General features: G+C 63.1%; 21 protein-coding genes. 9 read left to right on the top strand and 12 right to left on the bottom strand.

The features are described 5' to 3' along the window. Positions 1-94 precede the first annotated feature (94 nt). Together ACF8R4_RS07070 and ACF8R4_RS07065 are read right to left on the bottom strand one after the other, a co-directional pair. Entirely contained in the window at positions 95-478 is a 384-nt protein-coding gene (locus ACF8R4_RS07070) for a PaaI family thioesterase (protein ID WP_003257433.1), read from the bottom strand. Continuing rightward, the gene (locus ACF8R4_RS07065) at positions 478-2,802 is read right to left on the bottom strand and encodes a Tex family protein (protein ID WP_182408714.1); all 2,325 of its coding nucleotides are present in this window, start codon (positions 2,800-2,802) and stop codon (positions 478-480) included. The genes ACF8R4_RS07070 and ACF8R4_RS07065 overlap by 1 nt, the downstream gene beginning before the upstream one ends. A 217-nt stretch (positions 2,803-3,019) precedes the next feature. Between ACF8R4_RS07065 and ompR the strand changes: the two genes are divergently transcribed. Further along, positions 3,020-3,760: a two-component system response regulator OmpR gene (ompR, locus tag ACF8R4_RS07060; RefSeq protein WP_016484407.1), complete on the top strand. Its 741-nt coding sequence runs from the start codon at positions 3,020-3,022 to the stop codon at positions 3,758-3,760. 13 nt (positions 3,761-3,773) lie between these two features. Then, the gene (locus tag ACF8R4_RS07055) at positions 3,774-5,087 is read left to right on the top strand and encodes an ATP-binding protein (RefSeq protein ID WP_392491989.1); all 1,314 of its coding nucleotides are present in this window, start codon (positions 3,774-3,776) and stop codon (positions 5,085-5,087) included. A gap of 30 nt (positions 5,088-5,117) precedes the next feature. Here ACF8R4_RS07055 and rimK read toward each other — a convergent pair whose 3' ends face one another. After that, on the bottom strand, positions 5,118-6,023 hold the full coding sequence (gene rimK, locus ACF8R4_RS07050) for a 30S ribosomal protein S6--L-glutamate ligase (RefSeq protein ID WP_060501259.1): 906 nt from the start codon (positions 6,021-6,023) through the stop codon (positions 5,118-5,120). Further along, a complete protein-coding gene (locus ACF8R4_RS07045) occupies positions 6,020-6,436 on the bottom strand; it encodes an ATP-dependent zinc protease (RefSeq protein ID WP_232905545.1) in 417 nt (138 codons plus the stop codon). The genes rimK and ACF8R4_RS07045 overlap by 4 nt, the downstream gene beginning before the upstream one ends. 174 nt (positions 6,437-6,610) lie before the next feature. Here ACF8R4_RS07045 and ACF8R4_RS07040 point away from each other — a divergent pair, with 174 nt between their 5' ends. Next, a complete protein-coding gene (locus ACF8R4_RS07040) occupies positions 6,611-7,012 on the top strand; it encodes an RNA-binding S4 domain-containing protein (protein WP_060501258.1) in 402 nt (133 codons plus the stop codon). A gap of 27 nt (positions 7,013-7,039) precedes the next feature. Here ACF8R4_RS07040 and ACF8R4_RS07035 read toward each other — a convergent pair whose 3' ends face one another. Next, positions 7,040-7,834 carry a phosphatase PAP2 family protein gene (locus ACF8R4_RS07035; protein ID WP_019096895.1) on the bottom strand — a complete coding sequence of 265 codons (795 nt, stop codon included), beginning with the start codon at positions 7,832-7,834 and terminating at the stop codon, positions 7,040-7,042. Positions 7,835-7,954: 120 nt separating this feature from the next. Between ACF8R4_RS07035 and hslO the strand changes: the two genes are divergently transcribed. The 3 genes from hslO to ACF8R4_RS07020 all read left to right on the top strand — a co-directional run bounded on the left by hslO (position 7,955) and on the right by ACF8R4_RS07020 (position 11,248). Further along, the gene (gene hslO / locus ACF8R4_RS07030; RefSeq protein ID WP_060501256.1) at positions 7,955-8,854 is read left to right on the top strand and encodes an Hsp33 family molecular chaperone HslO; all 900 of its coding nucleotides are present in this window, start codon (positions 7,955-7,957) and stop codon (positions 8,852-8,854) included. 179 nt (positions 8,855-9,033) lie between these two features. Next, positions 9,034-10,575 carry a phosphoenolpyruvate carboxykinase gene (locus ACF8R4_RS07025; protein WP_060501253.1) on the top strand — a complete coding sequence of 514 codons (1,542 nt, stop codon included), beginning with the start codon at positions 9,034-9,036 and terminating at the stop codon, positions 10,573-10,575. Between the two features lie 232 nt (positions 10,576-10,807). Further along, the gene (locus tag ACF8R4_RS07020) at positions 10,808-11,248 is read left to right on the top strand and encodes a thioesterase family protein (RefSeq protein ID WP_060501251.1); all 441 of its coding nucleotides are present in this window, start codon (positions 10,808-10,810) and stop codon (positions 11,246-11,248) included. Positions 11,249-11,303: 55 nt separating this feature from the next. On the opposite strand, the gene ACF8R4_RS07015 is transcribed toward ACF8R4_RS07020, so the two are convergent. The 3 genes from ACF8R4_RS07015 to fdhD form a co-directional block, all read right to left on the bottom strand. After that, positions 11,304-11,783: a glycine zipper domain-containing protein gene (locus ACF8R4_RS07015; protein ID WP_060501250.1), complete on the bottom strand. Its 480-nt coding sequence runs from the start codon at positions 11,781-11,783 to the stop codon at positions 11,304-11,306. 196 nt (positions 11,784-11,979) lie between these two features. Then, entirely contained in the window at positions 11,980-14,325 is a 2,346-nt protein-coding gene (locus tag ACF8R4_RS07010; protein ID WP_104833625.1) for an FdhF/YdeP family oxidoreductase, read from the bottom strand. A gap of 5 nt (positions 14,326-14,330) precedes the next feature. Next, entirely contained in the window at positions 14,331-15,161 is an 831-nt protein-coding gene (fdhD, locus tag ACF8R4_RS07005; protein WP_104833624.1) for a formate dehydrogenase accessory sulfurtransferase FdhD, read from the bottom strand. A gap of 177 nt (positions 15,162-15,338) precedes the next feature. Between fdhD and lysM the strand changes: the two genes are divergently transcribed. Then, positions 15,339-15,779, top strand: coding sequence for a peptidoglycan-binding protein LysM (lysM, locus tag ACF8R4_RS07000; protein WP_060501244.1), 441 nt, complete (start codon positions 15,339-15,341; stop codon positions 15,777-15,779). Between the two features lie 50 nt (positions 15,780-15,829). Here the strand turns inward: lysM and yrfG are convergent, their stop codons facing one another. Next, complete coding sequence (gene yrfG, locus ACF8R4_RS06995; protein WP_164524042.1) at positions 15,830-16,492, bottom strand: GMP/IMP nucleotidase; 663 nt, start codon at positions 16,490-16,492, stop codon at positions 15,830-15,832. A 64-nt stretch (positions 16,493-16,556) separates the two neighbouring features. On the opposite strand from yrfG, the gene nudE reads away from it, so the two are divergent. Both nudE and cysQ read left to right on the top strand, forming a co-directional pair. Further along, a complete protein-coding gene (nudE, locus tag ACF8R4_RS06990) occupies positions 16,557-17,123 on the top strand; it encodes an ADP compounds hydrolase NudE (protein ID WP_060501240.1) in 567 nt (188 codons plus the stop codon). Beyond that, positions 17,120-17,947: a 3'(2'),5'-bisphosphate nucleotidase CysQ gene (cysQ, locus tag ACF8R4_RS06985; RefSeq protein ID WP_104833622.1), complete on the top strand. Its 828-nt coding sequence runs from the start codon at positions 17,120-17,122 to the stop codon at positions 17,945-17,947. Before nudE ends, cysQ begins: the two co-directional genes overlap by 4 nt. Here the strand turns inward: cysQ and ACF8R4_RS06980 are convergent. The 3 genes from ACF8R4_RS06980 to ACF8R4_RS06970 are packed head-to-tail and all read right to left on the bottom strand — an operon-like array spanning position 17,936 to position 21,608. After that, positions 17,936-18,391, bottom strand: coding sequence for a YiiD C-terminal domain-containing protein (locus tag ACF8R4_RS06980; protein ID WP_060501235.1), 456 nt, complete (start codon positions 18,389-18,391; stop codon positions 17,936-17,938). The genes cysQ and ACF8R4_RS06980 overlap by 12 nt on opposite strands. Continuing rightward, entirely contained in the window at positions 18,391-19,797 is a 1,407-nt protein-coding gene (locus tag ACF8R4_RS06975; RefSeq protein WP_060501234.1) for a sigma-54 dependent transcriptional regulator, read from the bottom strand. The genes ACF8R4_RS06980 and ACF8R4_RS06975 overlap by 1 nt, the downstream gene beginning before the upstream one ends. Further along, the gene (locus tag ACF8R4_RS06970) at positions 19,794-21,608 is read right to left on the bottom strand and encodes an ATP-binding protein (protein WP_060501232.1); all 1,815 of its coding nucleotides are present in this window, start codon (positions 21,606-21,608) and stop codon (positions 19,794-19,796) included. The genes ACF8R4_RS06975 and ACF8R4_RS06970 overlap by 4 nt, the downstream gene beginning before the upstream one ends.

The following is a 21,608-nucleotide window of genomic DNA, read 5'->3' as shown; positions in this document are numbered from 1 at the left end:
GGTAGGAAGAAAGGAACTGGCGTTGTCGCCTGGTTTACGCGGTTCCAGCAGTGCCAGCGCACTGCTGAAAATACCGCAGATACAGCTTGGTGAGCTAGAGAACCGCGAAGGTTCCTTGCGCTTTTGCCACCAGCTTGTCGCCCTGGACTACGTCGGCGTCGACCACCAGGGTACGCCGCCCGGCGTGCAGCACACGGGCGGTGCACAGCACTTCGCCATCACTGACGGCGCGCATGTAGTTGATCTTGCACTCGATGGTGACGCTTTGCTGGTCAAAGCCATGGCTGGCCGAGCAGGCCAGGCCCATCGCGATGTCCACCAGGCTGAAGATTGCCCCGCCGTGGAGCTTCTGGCCACGGTTGCGCAAGTGCGGCTCAAGCGCCAGGGCCACCTCTGCAACGCCTGTTTCCAGGCGTTGCAGGCGGCAGCCCAGCAGTTGGCTGAAGGCGCTTTCGACGTATTCGCGTGGTACGTCCATCACTTCTTCTTCAACTGCTTGGCGTTGGCGAACAGGGCGGCCATGGCGTTGTTGGCCGGAGCGGCAGTGGCGGTCTCACGCTGGCGCGGCGCCTGCTGCTGACGGTTGCCGCTATTGCCACGGTTGCCGCCGCGGTTGCCTTCGACCTTTTCGCCCGGTGTGTCGCTCATGCGCATGGACAGGCCGACGCGTTTACGCGGGATGTCCACTTCCATGACCTTGACCTTGACCACGTCGCCGGCCTTGACCGCTTCACGCGGGTCCTTGACGAACTTTTCCGACAGCGCCGAGATGTGCACCAGGCCGTCCTGGTGCACGCCGATGTCGACGAAGGCGCCAAAGTTGGTGACGTTGGTGACCACGCCTTCGAGGATCATGCCCGGCTCCAGGTCCTTGAGGTCTTCTACGCCGTCCTGGAAGGTGGCGGTCTTGAACTCGGGGCGTGGGTCGCGGCCCGGTTTGTCCAGCTCCTGCAGGATGTCGGTGACGGTCGGCAGGCCGAAGGTTTCGTCGGTGAACTTTTTTGGGTCCAGGCGCTTGAGGAAGCTGCTGTCGCCGATCAGCGAACGGATGTCGCGGTCGGTGTCGGCGGCAATGCGTTGCACCAGCGGGTAGGCCTCGGGGTGCACTGCGGAGGCGTCCAGCGGGTTGTCGCCGTTCATCACACGCAGGAAGCCAGCGGCTTGTTCGAAGGTTTTCTCACCGAGGCGGCTGACCTTTTTCAGCGCTGCACGCGTGGCGAACGGGCCGTTGGCATCGCGATGGGCGACGATGTTCTGTGCCAGCGTGGCGTTGAGGCCAGAGATACGGGTCAGCAGCGCCACCGAAGCGGTGTTCACGTCCACGCCCACGGCGTTCACGCAGTCCTCGACCACGGCATCCAGGCCACGCGCCAGTTTCAACTGGGACACGTCGTGCTGGTACTGGCCGACACCGATGGATTTCGGGTCGATCTTCACCAGCTCTGCCAGTGGGTCCTGCAGGCGGCGGGCGATCGACACGGCGCCACGGATCGACACATCCAGGTCAGGGAACTCGCGGGCGGCCAGTTCCGATGCCGAGTACACCGAAGCGCCGGCTTCGGAGACCATGATTTTGGTAATTTTCAGCGCTGGGTATTTTTTGACCAGTTCGGCCACCAGCTTGTCGCTTTCGCGGCTGGCGGTGCCGTTGCCGATGGCGACCAGCTCCACCGAGTGCTTGGCGCACAGCGCGGCCATGATGGAAAGGGTGCGGTCCCAGTCGTTTTTCGGCGCGTGCGGGTAGACCGTGGTGTGGTCCAGCAGCTTGCCGGTGGCATCGACCACGGCGATCTTGCAGCCGGTGCGCAGGCCCGGGTCGAAGCCCAGGGTGGCGCGCGGGCCGGCCGGGGCGGCCAACAGCAGGTCGTGCAGGTTGTGGGCGAACACGTTGATCGCCTCGCCTTCGGCGTTGTCGCGCAACTCGCCGAACAGGTCGGTTTCCAGGTGGGTGTACAGCTTGACCTTCCAGGTCCAGCGCACCACTTCACCCAGCCACTTGTCGGCCGGGCGGCTGCGGTTTTCGATGCCGACGTGGTTGCCGATCATCACTTCGCACGGGTGCAGGGTGCCAGGCAGCTCTTCGCCGACTTTCAGCGAGGCACTCAGCACGCCTTCGTTTCTCCCGCGGAAGATCGCCAGGGCGCGGTGCGACGGGGCGGTGCGCAGCAGTTCGTCGTGGGCGAAGTAGTCGCGGAACTTGGCGCCTTCTTCTTCCTTGCCCGCTACCACGCGAGCGCTGAGCACCGACTCCTGCTTGAGGAAGTTGCGCAGTTTTTCGAGCAGCGAGGCGTCTTCGGCGAAACGCTCCATGAGGATGTACTTGGCGCCTTCCAGCGCAGCCTTGACGTCGGCCACGCCTTTTTCGGCGTTGACGAAGCGTGCGGCTTCGCTTTCCGGTGCCAGGGTCGGGTCGTTGAACAGGCCGTCGGCCAGCTCGCCCAGGCCGGCTTCCAGGGCGATCTGGCCCTTGGTGCGGCGTTTTTGCTTGTACGGCAGGTACAGGTCTTCGAGGCGGGTCTTGGTGTCGGCCAGCTTGATCTCGCGGGCCAGCTCCGGGGTGAGCTTGCCTTGTTCCTCGATGCTGGACAGGATGCTGGCGCGGCGCTCGTCGAGTTCGCGCAGGTAACGCAGGCGCTCTTCCAGATGGCGCAGTTGGGTGTCGTCCAGGCTACCGGTCACTTCCTTGCGATAACGGGCGATGAAAGGCACGGTCGAGCCTTCGTCCAACAGGCCCACGGCCGCCTCGACCTGCTGGGGGCGTACGCCCAGTTCCTCGGCGATACGGCTGTTGATGCTGTCCATGTAAACCACCTGACATTTGTGAATACGGGGGTCGCCTGTGGGCTTTTCGCCCGGTGGCGCTGGATGAAAGCCGCGCATTATACCCATCGCAAACGGCTTGCGGTGATGGCGCCCGGCCAGCCGGAACTGGCGCCCGGGGAAAAATCTGCTAACAATGCTCACGCAACGTGCAGCAATGGCTACGCCATAATGCGCGGCGATATCAGAGGAGTTATTCATGACCGGCACCGCAAACACCGCTGAAGGTGACAAGATTCTCATCGTCGACGACGACCCGGGGCTTAGCAGCCTGCTGGAACGTTTCTTCACCAGCAAGGGCTACCGTGCCCGCGCGGTGCCCAACACCGAACAGATGGACCGCCTGCTGCAACGCGAGGTGTTCAACCTGGTGGTGCTCGACCTGATGCTGCCAGGCGAAGATGGCCTGTCCGCGTGCAAGCGCCTGCGCCAGCAGAACAACCAGATCCCGATCATCATGCTCACCGCAAAAGGCGATGAGTTGAGCCGTATCAAAGGCCTGGAACTGGGCGCCGACGACTACCTGGGCAAGCCGTTCAACCCGGACGAGCTGATGGCCCGCGTCAAGGCCGTGCTGCGCCGCCAGGCACCCGCTGTACCGGGGGCACCGGGTAGCGAAGACGAATCGGTCACTTTCGGTGATTACGAGCTGTCGCTGGCTACCCGCGAACTCAAGCGTGGCGATGAAGTGCACATGCTCACCACCGGTGAGTTCGCCGTGCTCAAGGCCTTGGTGATGCACGCCCGCGAACCGCTGACCCGCGACAAGCTGATGAACCTGGCCCGTGGCCGCGAGTGGGATGCACTGGAGCGCTCCATCGACGTGCAGATCTCGCGTCTGCGCCGCATGATCGAGCCGGACCCGTCCAAGCCGCGTTACATCCAGACCGTCTGGGGCGTGGGCTACGTGTTCGTGCCAGACGGAAACGCCGGTAAATGATGCCTGGCCGTCGATGAAAACACCGCTCTGGTTTCCGCAAAGCTTCTTCGCCCGCACCCTGTGGCTGGTGTTGATCGTGGTCCTGTTCAGCAAGGCCTTGACCCTGGTCTACCTGCTGATGAACGAGGACGTGCTGGTCGACCGTCAGTACAGCCACGGTGTGGCGCTGACCTTGCGTGCCTATTGGGCTGCCGATGAAGAAAACCGCGACAAGATTGCCGAGGCGGCTGGCCTTATCCGCGTGACCGGCTCGGGTGTGCCCGAGGGCGAACAGCACTGGCCCTACAGCGAGATCTACCAGCGGCAGATGCAGGCCGAACTGGGTGAGGACACCGAGGTGCGGCTGCGCATTCATGCGCCACCGGCGTTGTGGGTCAATGCGCCCAGCCTGGGCCCCGGGTGGCTGAAGGTGCCGCTGTACCCACACCCGCTGCGCGGGCAGAAGATCTGGAACGTGTTGGGCTGGTTCCTGGCCATTGGCCTTTTGTCCACCGCCTCGGCCTGGATCTTCGTTCGCCAGCTGAACCAGCCGCTCAAGCGCCTGGTGTTCGCCGCTCGTCAGCTGGGCCAGGGGCGCAGCGTGCGCCTGCCGATCAGCGACACGCCCAGCGAAATGACCGAGGTGTACAAGGCCTTCAACCAGATGGCCGAGGACGTCGAGCAGGCCGGACGCGAGCGTGAGCTGATGCTGGCCGGGGTGTCCCATGACCTGCGCACACCGCTGACCCGTTTGCGCCTGTCGCTGTCACTGCTGAACAGCGACAGCGATTTGAGTGACGACATGGTCCGCGATATCGAAGACATGGACGCGATCCTCGATCAGTTCCTGGCCTTTATCCGCGATGGCCGTGACGAGCCGGTAGAAGAGGTCGACCTGGCGGACCTGGTGCGCGAAGTGGTGGCGCCGTACAACCAGCCGGAAGAACGTGTGCGACTTTGCCTGGAGCCTATTCCGCCATTTCCGCTGAGCCGGGTTTCGCTCAAGCGCATGCTGGGCAACCTGATCGGCAACGCCCTGCACCACGCTGGCAAAGGGGTCGAGGTGGCGGCTTATGTGTCGGGTGACGAGAGTGCGCCGTATGTGGTGCTGAGCGTGCTGGACCGTGGTACAGGGATCGACGAATCGGAGCTGGAAACCATCTTCAACCCGTTCATTCGTGGTGACCGGGCGCGGGGTGGCAAGGGCACCGGGCTGGGGCTGGCGATCGTCAAAAGGATCGCGGCGCAGCATGGCGGGAATGTAGAGCTGCGCAACCGGTCCGGTGGTGGGATCGAAGCGCGGGTGCGGTTGCCGCTAGGGTTGTTGTTACCGCGCAATGCTGTGTAATTGCTGGGGCTGCAGCGCAGCCCCACAAACTCAGCCCTTACCCTTGGTCCGGGTCTGATTAGGCCCGCCGTTCTTCTCCAGATGCTCGATGATCATCCCGGCCACGTCCTTGCCGGTGGTCACCTCAATCCCTTCCAGCCCCGGCGACGAGTTCACCTCCATCACCAGCGGCCCATGGTTGGAACGCAGGATATCCACACCCGCCACGCTCAGCCCCATGACCTTGGCTGCACGAATCGCGGTAATCCGCTCCTCAGGCGTTATCTTGATCAGGCTGGCGACGCCTCCCCGGTGCAGGTTGGAGCGGAACTCACCCGGCTTGGCCTGGCGCTTCATCGAGGCAATCACTTTGTCGCCCACCACGAAGCAGCGAATGTCGGCGCCACCGGCCTCCTTGATGTATTCCTGAACCATGATGTTCTGCTTTAGGCCCATGAACGCCTCGATCACCGACTCGGCCGCCTGGGTGGTTTCACACAGCACCACACCAATGCCTTGGGTACCCTCCAGCACTTTGATTACCAGCGGGGCACCATTGACCATCTGGATCAGGTCGGGGATATCGTCCGGCGAATGAGCGAAACCGGTGATCGGCAGGCCAATGCCGCGTCGTGACAACAGCTGCAACGAGCGCAGTTTGTCGCGCGAGCGGGCAATGGCCACCGACTCGTTGAGCGGATACACCCCCATCATCTCGAACTGGCGCAGGACTGCGCAGCCGTAGAAGGTGACCGAGGCGCCGATACGCGGGATGACCGCGTCGAAACCTTCCAGCGGCTTGCCGCGGTAGTGGATCTGCGGCTTGTGGCTGGCAATGTTCATGTAGGCCCGCAGGGTATCGATCACCACCATTTCGTGACCGCGCTGGGTACCGGCTTCGACCAGGCGGCGGGTGGAATACAGACGCGGATTGCGCGACAGCACAGCGATCTTCATGCAGCACCTGTGGCAGGAGAAAGAGTGGCCGGAAAGGCCGGTTTGTCTTGTACGTATTTCAGGCCAGGGTTGACCACCAACTGGCCGTGAATCAGGGCCTTGGAACCCAGCAACAGGCGGTAGCGCATGCTCTTGCGGCAGGCCAGAGTGAACTCCACTTCCCAGACACCATCGCCCAGGGCCAGTGACGTGCGGATGACATAACGGGTCTGGGCCTGGCCGTTGGAGCTCTTGATGGTTTTCATGGTCACCAGCGGTGCTTCACAACGGCGGTGGCGCAGTTGTACCACCGAGCCCAGGTGCGCAGTGAAGCGAACCCAGGGCTTGCCGTCGCGCTCGAAGGGCTCCACCTCGGTGGCGTGCAGGCTGGAGGTGCTGGCGCCGGTGTCGATCTTGGCGCGCAACCCAGCCACGCCGAGGTCAGGCAGGGCGACCCACTCGCGCAGGCCGATCACAGTCAAATGGTCAAATGTCTTCACGAAGCGCACCCTGCGAATGAGGTGTGAACTGTAAGCATGGCGGGGATTTTTTGCATCCGCTGGTTACGGTAGTACAGTTCGATGAAACACAGTGTTCGAGGTAACGGGATGGCACAAAAAGCCGAAGACGACGACAAGGTTCGCCTGGACAAGTGGCTGTGGGCGGCGCGTTTCTACAAGACGCGGGCGCTGGCCAAGGCGGCGATCGAGAGTGGCAAGGTGCATTGCCGGGGCGAGCGTTGCAAGCCGGGCAAGGAGCCGCGTGTGGGGGACGAATTTGTGCTGCGCACCGGGTTTGACGAGCGCACCGTGGTGGTGAAGGCGTTGTCGGTGGTGCGGCGTGGGGCGCCGGAGGCGCAGACGTTATACGAGGAAACCGAAGAAAGTGTGCGCCGGCGCGAGCAGGCGGCCGAGTTGCGCAAGGCGGGGGCCATGGGCGTGACCACCGATGGCCGACCGACCAAGAAGCAGCGCCGGCAGATTCACCAGCTGCATGGGAGCTTTGATTGAATGGGGCCGCTATGCGGCCCCAACGATTTAGCGGATAACCGCCAATCGCCTGACCAACGGTAGCTTGGCCGCGATGTTGAACAACGGCGCGGTCCAGCGCATCAACGCTGCGCTACCCTTGGCCGCCAGCGGCGTGTAATAGCTCCAGCCCAGCGCCAGCACCGCCATCAGCAACCCGCCGATGTAGTCATCCTGCCCCCAGTGAGCGCCGGCCACCAGGCGCGGCAACATGAACAGCACCGCCAGCCCCCAGATCACCAGGTACTGCACCAGCCGGCGGCTGAACACGCTCATGAACAGCGCCCAGATCAGCAACACCGAGGCGTGATCCCCCGGGAAACTCTTGCTGGAGCGGTCTTTCAGCTCCCAGGCCGCCTCCAGGTTCGGGTAGTAGTCACTGAGGTGGACGACGTCGTCAAACATCATCGACGGGCTCTTGTGTTGCCACCCGGCTGCATCCACCCACTTGGAAAACAGCGCGCGAATCACCACTAAGAGGAGTAGCGTGACCAGAAAGCCGAAAAAGGCCTGACGAACTTGAGCGGCCTTGAACACCCAGTCGCCCCGGATAAGCACCGCCAGAAGGATCAGGCCGACAACGATGTCGAACGGGCGCAGGCTGCCGACGGTCCAGATGTAGCGCCAGGTGGTGCTGTCGGCCAGCGGCGCATTCAGGCTGTGGAACAGCCACTCGTCGAAAGTCAGGCACAAGATCTGGCCAATGGGCCATAACCAGAAACACAGTAGAGCGATGGGTAGCAGCGTGCAGGCTGCCAATGGCCCCAAGGACCACCTTGCTTGGAACAGTGGTCGATTGTCCATAAAATACCTCTATTGCAAACAGGAATCGGAGCGCCTTCTGAGCGCTCTGTCACGGGTTCTCGCAGGTTCTTCGATAACCCTTGTAACCATTTTGTCATCATTTTTAGATAGCCAAAACCTATGAGCGATTTGCCTGATACCGATTTCACCCAACGTTTCATCTTCGACGAGCGCGATGTGCGCGGCGAGTGGGTGTCTCTCGACGACAGCTACGCTGCGGTGCTGGCGCGTCATGAGTACCCTCAACCGGTCAAGGCGCTGCTCGGCGAACTGATGGCCGCCACTGCCTTGCTGGTGGGGGCATTGAAGTTCGATGGCTTGCTGATTCTGCAGGCGCGTTCCGCAGGGCCGATTCCGCTGCTGATGGTGGAATGCTCCGGTGACCGCGACATCCGCGGCATGGCCCGTTACGAGGCAGACCAGATTCCGGCAGACGCCACCCTGTCGCAGTTGATGCCCGACGGCCACCTGACCCTGACCATCGATCCGGTCAAGGGTCAGCGCTACCAGGGCACCGTGGACCTCGATGGTGCCAACCTGTCGGAGTGCTTCACCAACTACTTCGTTCAGTCGCAACAGCTCAATACCCGCTTCTGGCTCAATGCCGAAGCCGGCAAGGCTCGTGGCCTGCTGCTGCAGCAACTGCCGCGTGATCGTCAGCCGGACGACGAAGAGCGTGAAGAAAGCTGGCAGCACGTGGTGGCTCTGGCCAAGACCCTCAAACCTGAAGAGTGGGTTGAAGACAACGAAACCCTGCTGCACCGCCTGTACCACGAAGACGCCGTGCGCCTGTTCGATATCCAGCCACTGCGGTTCAATTGCAGCTGCTCGCGCGAGCGCTCCGGTAATGCGCTGGTCAGTCTGGGTGAGCACGACGCCAAAGCGTTGGTGGAAGAATGCGGCGGGACGGTGGAGATCGATTGCCAGTTCTGCAACGAGCGCTATTTCTTCGATGCCAGCGATGTGGCGCAACTGTTTGCCGGTGGCGGCACGGACGTAGCCTCAGAAACTCGTCACTGAAACGTTTAATTGCAGGGAAATCTCCTGTCGAATTGCGCAAAAGCGCGGTTACGACAGGAGGGGCCTACTTTTTTTGGGCGTTTCTGGCATAATCCGGCCACTTTTTTCGCTGTAGTAGTTTTTTCAAGACAACTACAAAACGTTTGGAGCACTCGGCCTCGGGCCGGATGGGGTATCTCATGACGCAAGCCAACAACACCGTGTACACCGACCTGAGCGTCGATGAGCTGGTAAAAGAAGCGCTGCAACGCGGTGAAGGCGTACTAGCCGATACTGGTGCACTGGTCGTGGAGACTGGTCACCGTACTGGCCGTTCGCCGGCTGACCGTTTCATCGTCGAAGAACCTTCCACCCAGGACGCCATTTCCTGGGGCCCGATCAACCGCAAGTTCCCGGCCGACAAGTTCGATGCCCTGTGGGACCGCGTCGAGGCGTTCAACAACGCCCAGGATCACTTCGTTTCCTACGTTCACGTAGGGGCGGCCGCCGAGCACTACCTACCGGTGAAGATGACCACCCAGACTGCCTGGCAGAACCTGTTCGGTCGTTGCCTGTTCATCAACCCGGAGCAGTACAACCCGGCTGGCCGTGGCGAGTGGCAGGTCCTCAACGTCGCCAACTTCGTATGCGAGCCTGAGCGTGACGGCACCAACTCCGATGGTTGCGTGATCATCAACTTTGCCCAGAAGAAAGTGCTGATCGCAGGCATGCGCTACGCCGGCGAAATGAAAAAAGCCATGTTCTCGGTGCAGAACTTCCTGCTGCCGGCTGCCGACGTACTGCCAATGCACTGCGCCGCCAACATCGGCGAAGCAGGCGATGTGACCCTGTTCTTCGGCCTGTCCGGCACCGGCAAGACCACCCTGTCGGCCGACGAAAGCCGTTACCTGATCGGTGACGACGAGCACGGCTGGGGCGAAGGCGTTGTCTTCAACATGGAAGGCGGCTGCTACGCCAAGTGCATCGACCTGTCCGAGAAGAACGAGCCGGTCATCTGGAAAGCCATCAAGCACGGTGCGGTGCTGGAAAACGTCGTGCTCGACGCCAACAAGCACGCCGACTACACCGATGTCAGCCTGACCCAGAACAGCCGTGCGGCCTACCCGCTGGAGCACGTTGCCAAGCGTTCCGAAGCGAACCTGGGCGGCGAGCCTAACGCAGTCATCTTCCTGACCTGCGACCTGACCGGTGTTCTGCCACCCGTTTCGATCCTGAACAACGAGCAGGCGGCCTACCACTTCCTGTCCGGCTACACCGCGCTGGTCGGTTCGACCGAAATGGGCTCGGGCGGCGGCATCAAGTCGACCTTCTCCACCTGCTTCGGCGCACCGTTCTTCCCGCGCCCGGCTGGCGAGTATGCTGAGCTGCTGATCAAGCGTATCAACGGCTTCAACTCCAAGGTCTACCTGGTCAACACCGGCTGGACCGGCGGTGGCTACGGCGTTGGCAAGCGCTTCAGCATCCCGACTACCCGTGCCGTGATCGCTGCGATCCAGAGCGGCGCGCTGGTCGGTGCTGAAACCGAGCACCTGGACATCATCAACCTGGACGTGCCGAAGGCCGTTCCGGGCGTTGAAACCGAGCTGCTCAACCCGCGCACCAACTGGGCTGACAAAGCGGCCTACGACGAGGCCGCCAAAGGCCTGGCCAAGCTGTTCATCGAAAACTTCAAGAAGTTCGAAGTTTCTGACGCCATCAAGGCTGCTGGTCCACAGCTGTAAGCTGAAACCAGCCGCAACAAGAAGGCCGCCCCTTGGGGTGGCCTTTTTGTTTTCTACTGCCTGCGCGGGCCTCTTCGCGGGTAAACCCGCTCCCACAGGTACAGCGCATATCTTGAATGCAGTGGTAATCCTGTGGGAGCAGGTTTACCCGCGAAGAGGCCCGCACAGGCAGCCAAAGTGCGGAAATTCTGTTTCACTGTCAGCATCCATTGCGAAGACAAGAGCCAGACAGATGACCGAATCCCCTCAGCGCACTGCCTTCTCTCACTTCCACCCCATCCTTACCCGCCCTCAGGACAACGACCTGAACGGCCATATCGCTGGCGCCACCGTGCACGGTTTCTTCGAGACGGCCATTCAAGCGTTTCTTGTAGAGCAGGCCGAGCTGGACCTGCGTGACGGTGAACTGGCGGCCTTCGTGGTCAGTTCGGCGGCGGACTTCTACGCGCTGCCGGGCTTCCCGGATGTGCTGGAGGTGGGCTTGGGTGTAACGCGCCTGGCGGGCAGTACGGTGGAGTACCGTCTGGCGCTGTTCCGCCCGGGCGAACCAGAGGCGTGCGCGGCAGGCACGGTGGTGCAGGTGTTCATCGAACGGGCCAGTGGCCGGCCTGTGACGCTGCCAGAGGCGCTGCAGGTGATCCTGTCCGGCCTGGTGCTGGAACCACAGGCATAAAAAAGCCCCGCTGGCAGGGACGGGGCTTTTGTTGCCGGGGCGAGGCCCTCAGGCATTAGTCGCGCCAGTGGCGCTTGTGCTTGCGGTGGCCGTAGTGGTGGCCACGGTCGTAGTGACGACGGTCGTCATAGTCGCGACGGTAGCGGCGGTTCTCGTGGCGCTCGTCTTCGTCGGCCTTGTTGCCCATGTAGTTACCCAGTGCGCCACCGGCACCACCGCCGGCTGCCGCGCCAATGTAGCTACCGGTGGTGCCGCCCACCGAGCGACCGACCACGTTACCGCCTGCGGCGCCTAGTGCGCCGCCGATAGCGGCCTCACCGCGCTGGCGCTTGTCGGCGCCCAAGGCACCGCCGGCTGCGCCGCCAAGACCGGCACCAATGGCGCCACCGGTGCTACCACCGATGGAGTTGCCCACCACTGAGCCCAGTACCCCACCCAATGCGCCGCCAATGCCGGCCTCGGTGGTGCCGCCTGCCATGGCCACGCCGCTGAGCAAGCTAAAAGACAACAACAGAATCGAGGAGTACTTCTTCATCAAGAGAGCCTCATAAGGATGACGAGGCGAATTTGAGGCTAAGCGGCGTGGCTGGCAAACGAAATCCGACGAGTAACACGAGTTGTACACAATTCTCTAAGTTACTGTATTTGCTGTGAAACTTTATCGATTTATGGCTGTCTGAGACCTTTATGACAAAGCCCTGAACCGTTACGGAACAGGGCTTTTTTCGTTTTTACAGGATACGCCTGTCGTCCTGCGCCCGCTCCAGTTTGATGGCGATGAACTTCGAGGTTGGCGTATGGCTGCCATCGCCAATGCTCTCCAGCGGCACCAGCGGGTTCACCTCGGGGTAGTACGCCGCCGCCTGCCCGGCCGGGATGTCGAAGGCCAGCAGCGTGAAGCCCTGCACCCGGCGCACATGCTCATCCCCCCACAACGAGACGATGTCCACTTTCTGCCCCGGCTGGAAGCCCAGGCGGATGATGTCGGCTTCGTTGGCGAAGAGCACCTCGCGCTGGCCGCGCACACCACGATAGCGGTCGTCCAGGCCGTAGATGGTGGTGTTGTACTGATCGTGCGAACGCATCGACTGCATGATCAGATCTGGCAGTTGGCCGCTGGCGCGCACGCGTTCGTCGAGCAACGTATCTGGCAACAGGTTGGCCTTGAAGTTGGCGCGGCCGGTACCGGTCTTCCATTCGCGGCTGGCGGCGCTGTTACCCAGGTAGAAGCCGCCGGGGTGTTGCAGGCGCTGGTTGAAATGACTGAAGCCCGCGATGGTATCGCCGATCAGGTCGCGAATACGGTCGTAGTCGGCCACCAGCCAGTGCCAGTCCACCGGTTGCTTGCCCAGGGTGGCGGCGGCAATGCCGGCTACCACTGCCGGTTCCGAGCGCATGTGCGTCGACAGGGGTTTCAGTTGGCCGTTGGAGGCATGGACCATGCTGAACGAGTCTTCCACCGTTACCGCCTGCGGCCCGTCGGCTTGCAGGTCGATGTCGGTGCGGCCCAGGCACGGCAGGATCAGCGCCTGCTTGCCATGCACCAGGTGGCTGCGGTTGAGCTTGGTGCTGATGTGCACGGTCAGTTCGCAGTTGCGCAGCGCCTGGGCGGTACGTTCGGTATCCGGCGTGGCCTGGGCGAAGTTGCCGCCCAGGCCGATGAAGACCTTGGATCGGCCCTCCAGCATGGCGTGGATCGCTTCGACGGTGTTGTGGCCGTTGTGCCGCGGTACGGGGAAGCCGAAGCGTTTTTCGATGGCATCCAGCAGCGCGACCGGTGGGCGTTCGTTGATGCCCATGGTGCGGTCACCCTGCACGTTGCTGTGCCCGCGTACCGGACACAAGCCTGCGCCTGGTACGCCAATGTTGCCGCGCAGCATCTGCAGGTTGACGATTTCCTGGATGGTCGGCACCGAGTGGCGGTGCTGGGTGATGCCCATCGCCCAGCACATGATCACCCGTTTGCCACGGCAGTACATGCGCGCGGCCAGTTCGATATCCGCCAGTGTCAGGCCGGATTGTGCCTGGATGTGTTCCCAGGGTGTGGCATCCACCACTGCCAGGTACTCGTCGACGCCGTGGCCATGTTCGGCGATAAAGGCATGGTCGAACACGGCCGGCTCGCCTTTGGCCTGGGCCTCGCGTTCCCACTGCAGGACGAACTTGGCCATGCCACGCAGCATCGCCATGTCGCCGCCCAGCGCCGGGCGGAAGAAAGCGGTGTTGGTCGGCCGGTCGCTGTTGGTGAGCATCTCCAGCGGGTTTTGCGGGTGCTGGAAGCGCTCCAGGCCACGTTCCTTGAGCGGGTTGATGCACACCACCTGGGCGCCACGTTTCACCGCATCGCGCAGCGGGTCGAGCATGCGTGGGTGGTTGGTGCCCGGGTTCTGGCCCCAGACGAAAATCGCATCGGCATGCTCGAAGTCGTCAAAGGTGACGGTGCCCTTGCCGACCCCGATGCTCTGCCCCAGGGCAACGCCACTGGCTTCGTGGCACATGTTCGAGCAGTCGGGGAAGTTGTTGGTGCCGTAAGCACGGACGAAAAGCTGGTACAGGTAGGCCGCTTCGTTGCTGGCGCGCCCCGAGGTATAGAACTCGGCCTGGTCAGGGTTGGCCAGTTTGTTCAGCTCGCGGGCGATCAGGGCGAAGGCAGCATCCCAGCTGATGGGTTGGTAGCGATCGCTGGGGGCGTCGTAGACCATTGGCTCGGTCAACCGGCCTTGGTACTCCAGCCAGTAGTCGCTCTGTTGCAGCAGCGAGGTGACGCTGTAACGGGCAAAGAAGGCGGCATCCACGCGGCGCTTGGTCGCCTCCCAGTTCACCGCCTTCGCGCCGTTCTCGCAGAACTTGACCATGCCGCTTTCCGGCGAGTCGCCCCAGGCGCAGCCCGGGCAGTCGAAGCCGCCGTTCTGGTTGGTCTTGAGCAGGGCGCGAATGTTCTTCAGCGCGTTGTCGCTGCCGACCCAGGCCTTGGCCACGCTGCGCAATGCGCCCCAGCCACCGGCGGGGCCGGGGTAGGGCTTGTAGCGAGGGGGGGAGGCTGGGGCGTTTTCCGGAAGGTGCTGGTACGAGGTCACGGCTGTTACGACTCCGCCGCTGGGCTGTAGACCCGCGGTGCGCTGTGCTTGGGCAAATGGATGAGGTTGAGGTTGTGCTTGCGCGCCCATTGCAGGGCAAGGCCGGTGGGCGCCGACAGGCTGACCAGGGTCTGGATGCCTGCACGCAGCACCTTCTGGATCAGCTCCAGGCTGCAGCGGCTGGTGACGATGGCCAGGCCGCCCTGGCTGTCGATGCCTTGGCGCAGCAGTGCGCCGATCAGCTTGTCGAGGGCGTTGTGCCGGCCGATGTCCTCGCGGCCGAGCAGCAATTCGCCATGACGGTCCATGAACAGCGCAGCATGTACGGCGCCGCAATGCTGGCCCAGCGGCTGGAAGGCATCGATGCGCTCGCGCAGGCCGACCAGCCACTGGGCCGGGGGCAAGGGTGCACCGGGCAGTACGGCCAGGTCCGGCAGGGCCTGCTCCAGTGCTTCGACCCCGCAGAGGCCACAACCACTGGTGCCGGCCAGTTGGCGGCGCTGGTTTTTCAGGTTCCAGAAGGCGCGGCTGGATATTTCCAAGTCGGCGTACATGGCCGAGCCGCTGCCGGAGAGCTTGAGGTCGTAGATTTCGGCCGTGCCTTCGACAATGCCGCTACCTACACTGAAGCCTACGGCGAAGTCTTCCAGGTCGGTGGGGCTGACCAGCATCACTGCCTGGTTGAGGCCGTTGTAGACGATGGCCAGGGCTACTTCTTCGGCCAGCGGCGTGCTGTCACGTTTAGCGTCGTTGAGCTGAACGTAATCATAGGTGTTGCTGGCGGCGGGCATGGACAAGGGCGATGAGGCCGTGCAGACCGGAGGTTTGCTGTTCATCGGAGGCGTTGAATACCGGCGGCTTTCTGATAGCACAAGCCTAGGCTTGCGGGCCGGCGGCGTCTAATCGCTAGGGTCTATGCCGTGATAGACCGCGTCGATTGGTCGCACAGGGGCGGGAGTGGAAAAGCTGGCCTAGACTCGTGTGTCCGAGGTTTCGTCAACAAGGAGAACGCAATGAGCCTGTTCAGTTTCGTGAAGGAAGCCGGCGAGAAGTTGATCGACCTGCTGACCCCCGGTAACGCCAATGCCGAAGAGCAGTTGAAGAAACACGTGGAAAGTGTCGGCCTGGGTAACCCGAACATCAGTGCCACGGTAGAGGGTGACAAGATTATCCTCAAGGGTGAGGTGGCCAGCCAGGAGGAGAAGGAGAAGATCATTCTCGCCGCCGGCAACATCAATGGCGTGGCCAGCGTGGATGACCAGATCACCGTGACCGGGCCGGTGGTTGCGGCGGCCAGGTTTGTTACGGTGAAGAAGGGCGACACGCTGTCGGCCATTTCTGTGGTGGTGTACGGTAATGCCAACCAGTACAACAAGATCTTCGAGGCCAACAAGCCGATGCTGTCGCACCCGGACAAGATCTATCCGGGGCAGGTGCTGCGTATTCCTGACTGATCTTCACAGCCTGTGAGGGCCTCTTCGCGGGCTTGCCCGCGAAGAGGCCCTCACAGGCCGACCAACAATTCCCGGTAATCCTCGACCGCGGCAAACTCCTCGGTATCCCGCGGCTCTGCCTTGCTGTCCGGCTGGCGAACCGCCAACAAATGCCCCACACCAAACCGCCGCGCACTGCGCAAAATCGCCAACGTGTCATCGATAAACAGGCTGCGCTCCGGATCAAAACCGATATCCGCCTGCAACGCATCCCAGAACTGTGGGCTTTCCTTCGGGTAGCCATAATCGTGTGAGCTGATCAGCCGCTCGAAATACGGCGCCAGCTCCACCCGCTCCAGCTTCAGCGACAGCGAGTCGCGGTGCGCATTGGTAATCATCACCACCCGCTTGCCGGCTTGGCGAATCGCCGCCAGGAAAGTATCGGCATCCGGCCGCAGGGCAATCAGGTCGGCGATTTCCTGCTTCAGCTCGCGAATCGGCAGGCGCAACTCGCGGCTCCAGAAGTCCAGGCAATACCAGTTCAGCGTGCCGGCATTGCGTTCGAACAGCGGCTGCAGCTCCATTTCCGCCATGGTCCGGCTTACCCCGTGCAGCTCGGCATAGCGTTGGGGCAGATGCTCCAGCCAGAAGCGGTTGTCGTAGTGCAGGTCGAGCAGGGTGCCGTCCATGTCCAGCAGGACGGTATCGATGGCAGACCAGGGAAGAACAGGCATGGGAAACTCTCGTTCAGTCGGCAAGCCACGGTATAGTAACCCGTTCACGCCAAGGAGCCGCCCCATGCGCCAGAAACCCACCGTCCTCAGCCGCGAAATCGTCGCCAGCAGCCGCCTGTTTCGCGTCGAAGCCGTGCAATTGCGCTTCAGCAATGGCAACGAACGTACCTACGAGCGTTTGGTGGGTCGGGGTAACGGCTATGGTGCGGTGATGATCGTGGCCATGCTCGACGCCGAGCACGCTGTGCTGGTGGAGGAATACTGCGGTGGCACCGATGAGTACGAGCTGTCGTTGCCCAAAGGCCTGATCGAACCGGGCGAAGACGTGCTGGCGGCCGCCGACCGGGAGCTCAAGGAAGAAGCTGGTTTTGGCGCGCGTCAGCTGGAGCACCTGACCGAGCTGTCGCTGTCGCCGGGCTACATGAGCCAGAAGATCCAGGTGGTGTTGGCCAGCGACCTGTACGAAGAACGCCTGGAAGGCGACGAGCCAGAGCCGATGCGGGTCGACAAGGTCAACCTGCGTGAGCTGTCGGCATTGGCCATGCACCCGCAGTTCACCGAAGGACGCGCCTTGGCGGCGCTGTACCTGGCGCGTGACCTGCTGATCCAGCGGGGGCTGCTGGAGCTATGAACGACCTGCAACTGATGCATGAAGTGGTCAAGCTGGCGCTGACGGCGGGCGAGGCGATCCTGCCGTTCTGGCGTGCCGATGTGGCGGTTACCAACAAGGCTGATGACTCGCCGGTAACCGCCGCCGATCTGGCAGCGCACCGGGTAATTGCCGATGGCCTGTTGGCGCTGGCCCCGCACATTCCGGTGTTGTCCGAAGAAGACTGCAATATTCCGCTGGCCGAGCGCCAGGGCTGGAGCCGCTGGTGGCTGGTCGACCCGCTGGATGGCACCAAGGAATTCATTGCGGGCAGTGAGGAATTTACGGTCAACATCGCCCTGGTTGAAAACGGCGAGGTGGTGTTTGGCGTGGTGTCGATGCCGACCAATGGGCGCTGCTACTTTGGTGGGCGCGGGTTTGGGGCTTGGCGTGCGGAGGCCGGTGAGGCAGCACAGCCGATCCAGGTGCGTAACGCACCCGCTGTGGGCGAGCGTTTCACCGTGGTTGCCAGCCGTCGGCACTCCAGCCCGGAGCAGGAGGCGCTGTTGGCCGGGCTGGGGGCTGCGGTGGGCGAGCTGGAGCTGACCAATATTGGCAGTTCGCTGAAGTTTTGCCTGTTGGCTGAGGGTAGTGCCGATTGTTATCCACGCCTGGCGCCGACTTCGCAGTGGGATACTGCTGCGGCACAAGGCGTGCTGGAAGGGGCCGGGGGCGATGTGATTGGCCTTGACGGTAAGCCGTTTCGCTACCCGGCGCGTGAGTCCCTGCTCAACCCCTTCTTCCTGGCCTTGCCTAGCGCTGCCAGCTGGCGCCAGGCGCTGATTCAGCTTGCCTCAGCGATGTAACACGTACTGCCCGTTGAACCTGACTGCGGGCTCGTCACTCCCGACATTGCTCACCGTGGTCTCCAGCGTCAACCGCGCCCGCCCGCGACGCTGGTACATATTCACGAACCGCTCCCAGGTTTTCTCATCCGGCGCCGCGCAGCGCGCTACCGCTGCACCGGTAACCGGCAGCGGGTAACTGATCTGCCCCTCCTGGATCACGATATGCCCGTCATCGATCCCCAGCTCACGCAGACGTAGGTGCAGCCAGCCCCAACCCACCAGCACTGCTGCGCAGTACAAACTGCCGCCGAACATGGTGCTCTTGTGGTTGACGTTGGCCGCCAGTGGCAATTGCAGGCGCAGGGTGTGCTGCTGCCAGTCGAGTACTTCAAGCCCCATTTCGCGGGTCAGGGGGATGTCGCTGTGCAGGACGGATTGCAGGTATTGGCTATCGGTGTTCATCAACGGTTGTCCTCATGGTCGTCATGCCCGCCGCTGCCGCCGTCAAAGCTCAAGCCGTGCTTGCGCAGCTTGTCGTGCAGGGTCTTGCGGGGGATGCCCAGCGCCTCGGCCAGGCTGCGCATGGAGCTGTGTGGCTGGGCCAGTTCGGCAGCGATCAGCGAGCGTTCGAACTGCTCGACCTGCTCGCTCAGGTTGCCAATCAGCACGGGCGCTGCAGGTACCGCTGCCGGTGGCGCCTGACCGTCCAGGGCCAGTTCCAGGCCAAGGGCGAAGCGTTCGGCCGCGTTCTGCAGCTCGCGTACATTGCCTGGCCAGTCGTGGCGCAGCAGCACGGCGCGCTGGGCCGGTTGCAGGGTGTGCGGTGGCAGGCCATGACGCTGGCTGGCAGCGTCGGCGAAGTGCTGGAACAGCACCAGAATGTCGTCGCCGCGTTCGCGCAACGGTGGAATACGCAGCGGTGCCACGTTCAGGCGGTAGTACAGGTCAGCGCGGAAGCGGCCTTGGTCGGCAGACTGGCGCAGGTCTTCCTTGGTCGCGGCGATGATGCGGATGTCCAGCGGGATCAACTGGTTGCCGCCCAGGCGTTCGACTACCCGCTCTTGCAGCATGCGCAGCAGCTTTACCTGCACATCCAGGCTCATGCTCTCGATTTCGTCGAGGAACAGCGTGCCGCCGTTGGCAAACTCGAACTTGCCGATGCGGCGCTTCTGCGCGCCGGTGAACGCACCGGGCTCATGGCCGAACAGTTCGCTCTCGACCACCGACTCGGCCAGCGCGCCGGCATTGATTGCCACGAACGGCCCCTCGCGGCGGCTGGACAGATCGTGCAGGGCGCGGGCCACTACCTCCTTGCCGGCGCCGGTTTCACCCAGAATCAGCACATCGGCGCGGGTACCGGCCAAGGCGCCGATCTGTTCACGCAGGCGCAGCATGGACGGTGAATGGCCTACCAGTCGGGTGGCCAGTTGCTGGCGGTCGCTCAGCGCCAGGCGCAGGCTGCGGTTGTCCAGCACCAGGCGGCGCAGGGCCAGGGCGCGGCGCACGCTGTCGAGCAGGGCATCTGTGGCAAAGGGTTTTTCCAGAAAGTCATAAGCCCCGGCTCGCATTGCCTGCACCGCCAGCGGTACATCGCCGTGGCCGGTAATCAGCAGCACCGGTAGCTCACTGTCGCGGCCATGCAATTGCTCCAGCAGTTGCAAGCCATCGATGCCGGGCATGCGAATGTCGCTGACCACCACGCCGGGCCAATCGGCCTCGATACGGTCGGCCAGGCCTTGGGCATCGGCCAGGGCGACCACCTTGAGGCCGGCCAGGTCCAGGGTCTGGCTCAGTGCCTGGCGCAGGTGCGGGTCATCGTCGACCAGGATGACCTGGGCTCGGCTGTCGATCAGTGTCTCGGTGGTCATGCCGAGGGGTCCTCCGAATTAGGCAAAGTAGCGCCAGGTGCGGCCACGCGCAGCTGCAAGGTCAGCAGCGCGCCCCCTTCCGGGTGGTTGGCCAGCAGCAGTTCACCGCCCAGTGCACGCATCAGGCTTTCGCAGATGGCCAGACCCAGGCCCAGGCCCTGGGTACGGGTCTTGGTGGTGAAGAATGGCTCCTTGGCGTGCTCCAGGGCCTGGCGGCTGAAGCCGGGGCCGTTGTCGCGGATGTATAGGTAGACGCAGTCATCACGTTGCTCGGCACTTAGCCACAAGCGGCGCGGGTTGGCTTTTTCGGTCAGGGCGTCGAGTGCGTTGGCGAGCAGGTTGCCCAATACCTGGCGCAGGCGGGTTTCGCCGGCTTGTACCCACAAGGTGGCCTCGGGTAGGTCGCGGATCAGCTCCACGGCCATGGCCCGGCGGCGCTTGGCCAGCAGCGCCAGGGCATCGTCCAGGGCCGGTTGCAGGGCTACGCTCTCCGGGGCGTGCCGGTCGCGGCGGGCGAAGGCGCGCAGGTGGGCAATGATCGAGGCCATACGCCCGGTCAGTTCGCCAATCAGCTTGAGGTTGCCGCGGGCGTCTTCGGTGCGTTGGTGGTCGAGCAGGATCTCGGCGTTTTCCGCGTAACTGCGGATGGCCGCCAGTGGCTGGTTCAGCTCATGGCTGATGCTGGCCGACATGGTGCCGAGAACCGACAGCTTGCCGGCCTGCACCAGTTCGTCCTGGGCACGTACCGCTTCCTGCTGAGCGTTCTCGCGCTCCAGCACGGCGCTTTTGAGGCGGGAGTTGAGGCCTTCGAGGTCGGCCGTACGTTCGGCCACACGCTTTTCCAGCTGCTGGCGGCCACGGGCCTCGAAGTCGATACGGTCGATGTAGTGGCGGCGCCGCTGCATCACCAGCCCGGCCAACAGCATCACCACCAGCAGGGTGCCTGCGCCGATGGCCATTACCGTCTGTACCGAACGGTCGACCAGTAGGCGAGGGGCGAGAATGCTCACTTGCCAACCGGTTTCCTTGATATCGCGGGTCTGGGTGATCCAGGCATCCGGGTTGAGCATCAGGGGTTGCGGTGCCTGGGTTGGGTAGGGCTGGATGGCGATGATGGCCTGGCGTTCGGCTTCGGTCAGCACACGGGTAGCGCGGAAGCGCCAGTCAGGCCGCGAGGTGAGGATGACCACGCCATTGTGGTCGGTCAGCAACAGCTGCTCGGGGGTACGGCCCCAGAGGGTCTCGGTGTGGTCGAGGTCAACCTTCACCACCAGCACGCCAACGACACGCTCACGGTCGCGCACGGCGGCGGCAAAGAAGTAGCCGCGCTTGGCCGAGGTGGTGCCCTGGCCGAAAAAGCGGCCCAGGTGGCCGGCCATGGCTTCGTTGAAGTAGGGGCGGAAGGCGAAATTGCGGCCGACGAAGCTGTCGTGCTTGTCCCAGTTGGACGCGGCCAGGGTGTTGCCGCTGATGTCCATCAGGTACATCACCTCGGCGCCTGTCTGCTGCACGATGTCTTTTAGCAGGCGGTTGGCGTTGGTTACTGCTTCCAGGCGGAACGGGTCGGCCAGTACACCCCGCAGCGCCGGCAGGTCGCCAAGGATTTGTGGCAGGGTTTCATAACGGTGCAGGGTGCCGAGCAGGTTGGCGACGTACAGGTCGAGGGTCTGGCGGTTCTGCGAGGCCAGTTCATCCTGGTAGTAACGCTCGGCCAGGTGGTGCAGAGGCCACAGGAGCGGGGCCAGGCAAAGGGCCAACAGGGCCAGGCTGCGCCAGCGGGGACGGCGTGGGGGCGTGGGTTTTGCAATCAT

This window comes from Pseudomonas sp. FYR_2 (assembly GCF_043106425.1).
GTDB lineage: Bacteria > Pseudomonadota > Gammaproteobacteria > Pseudomonadales > Pseudomonadaceae > Aquipseudomonas > Aquipseudomonas monteilii.
This window is presented reverse-complemented; position numbering and strand designations above follow the sequence as displayed.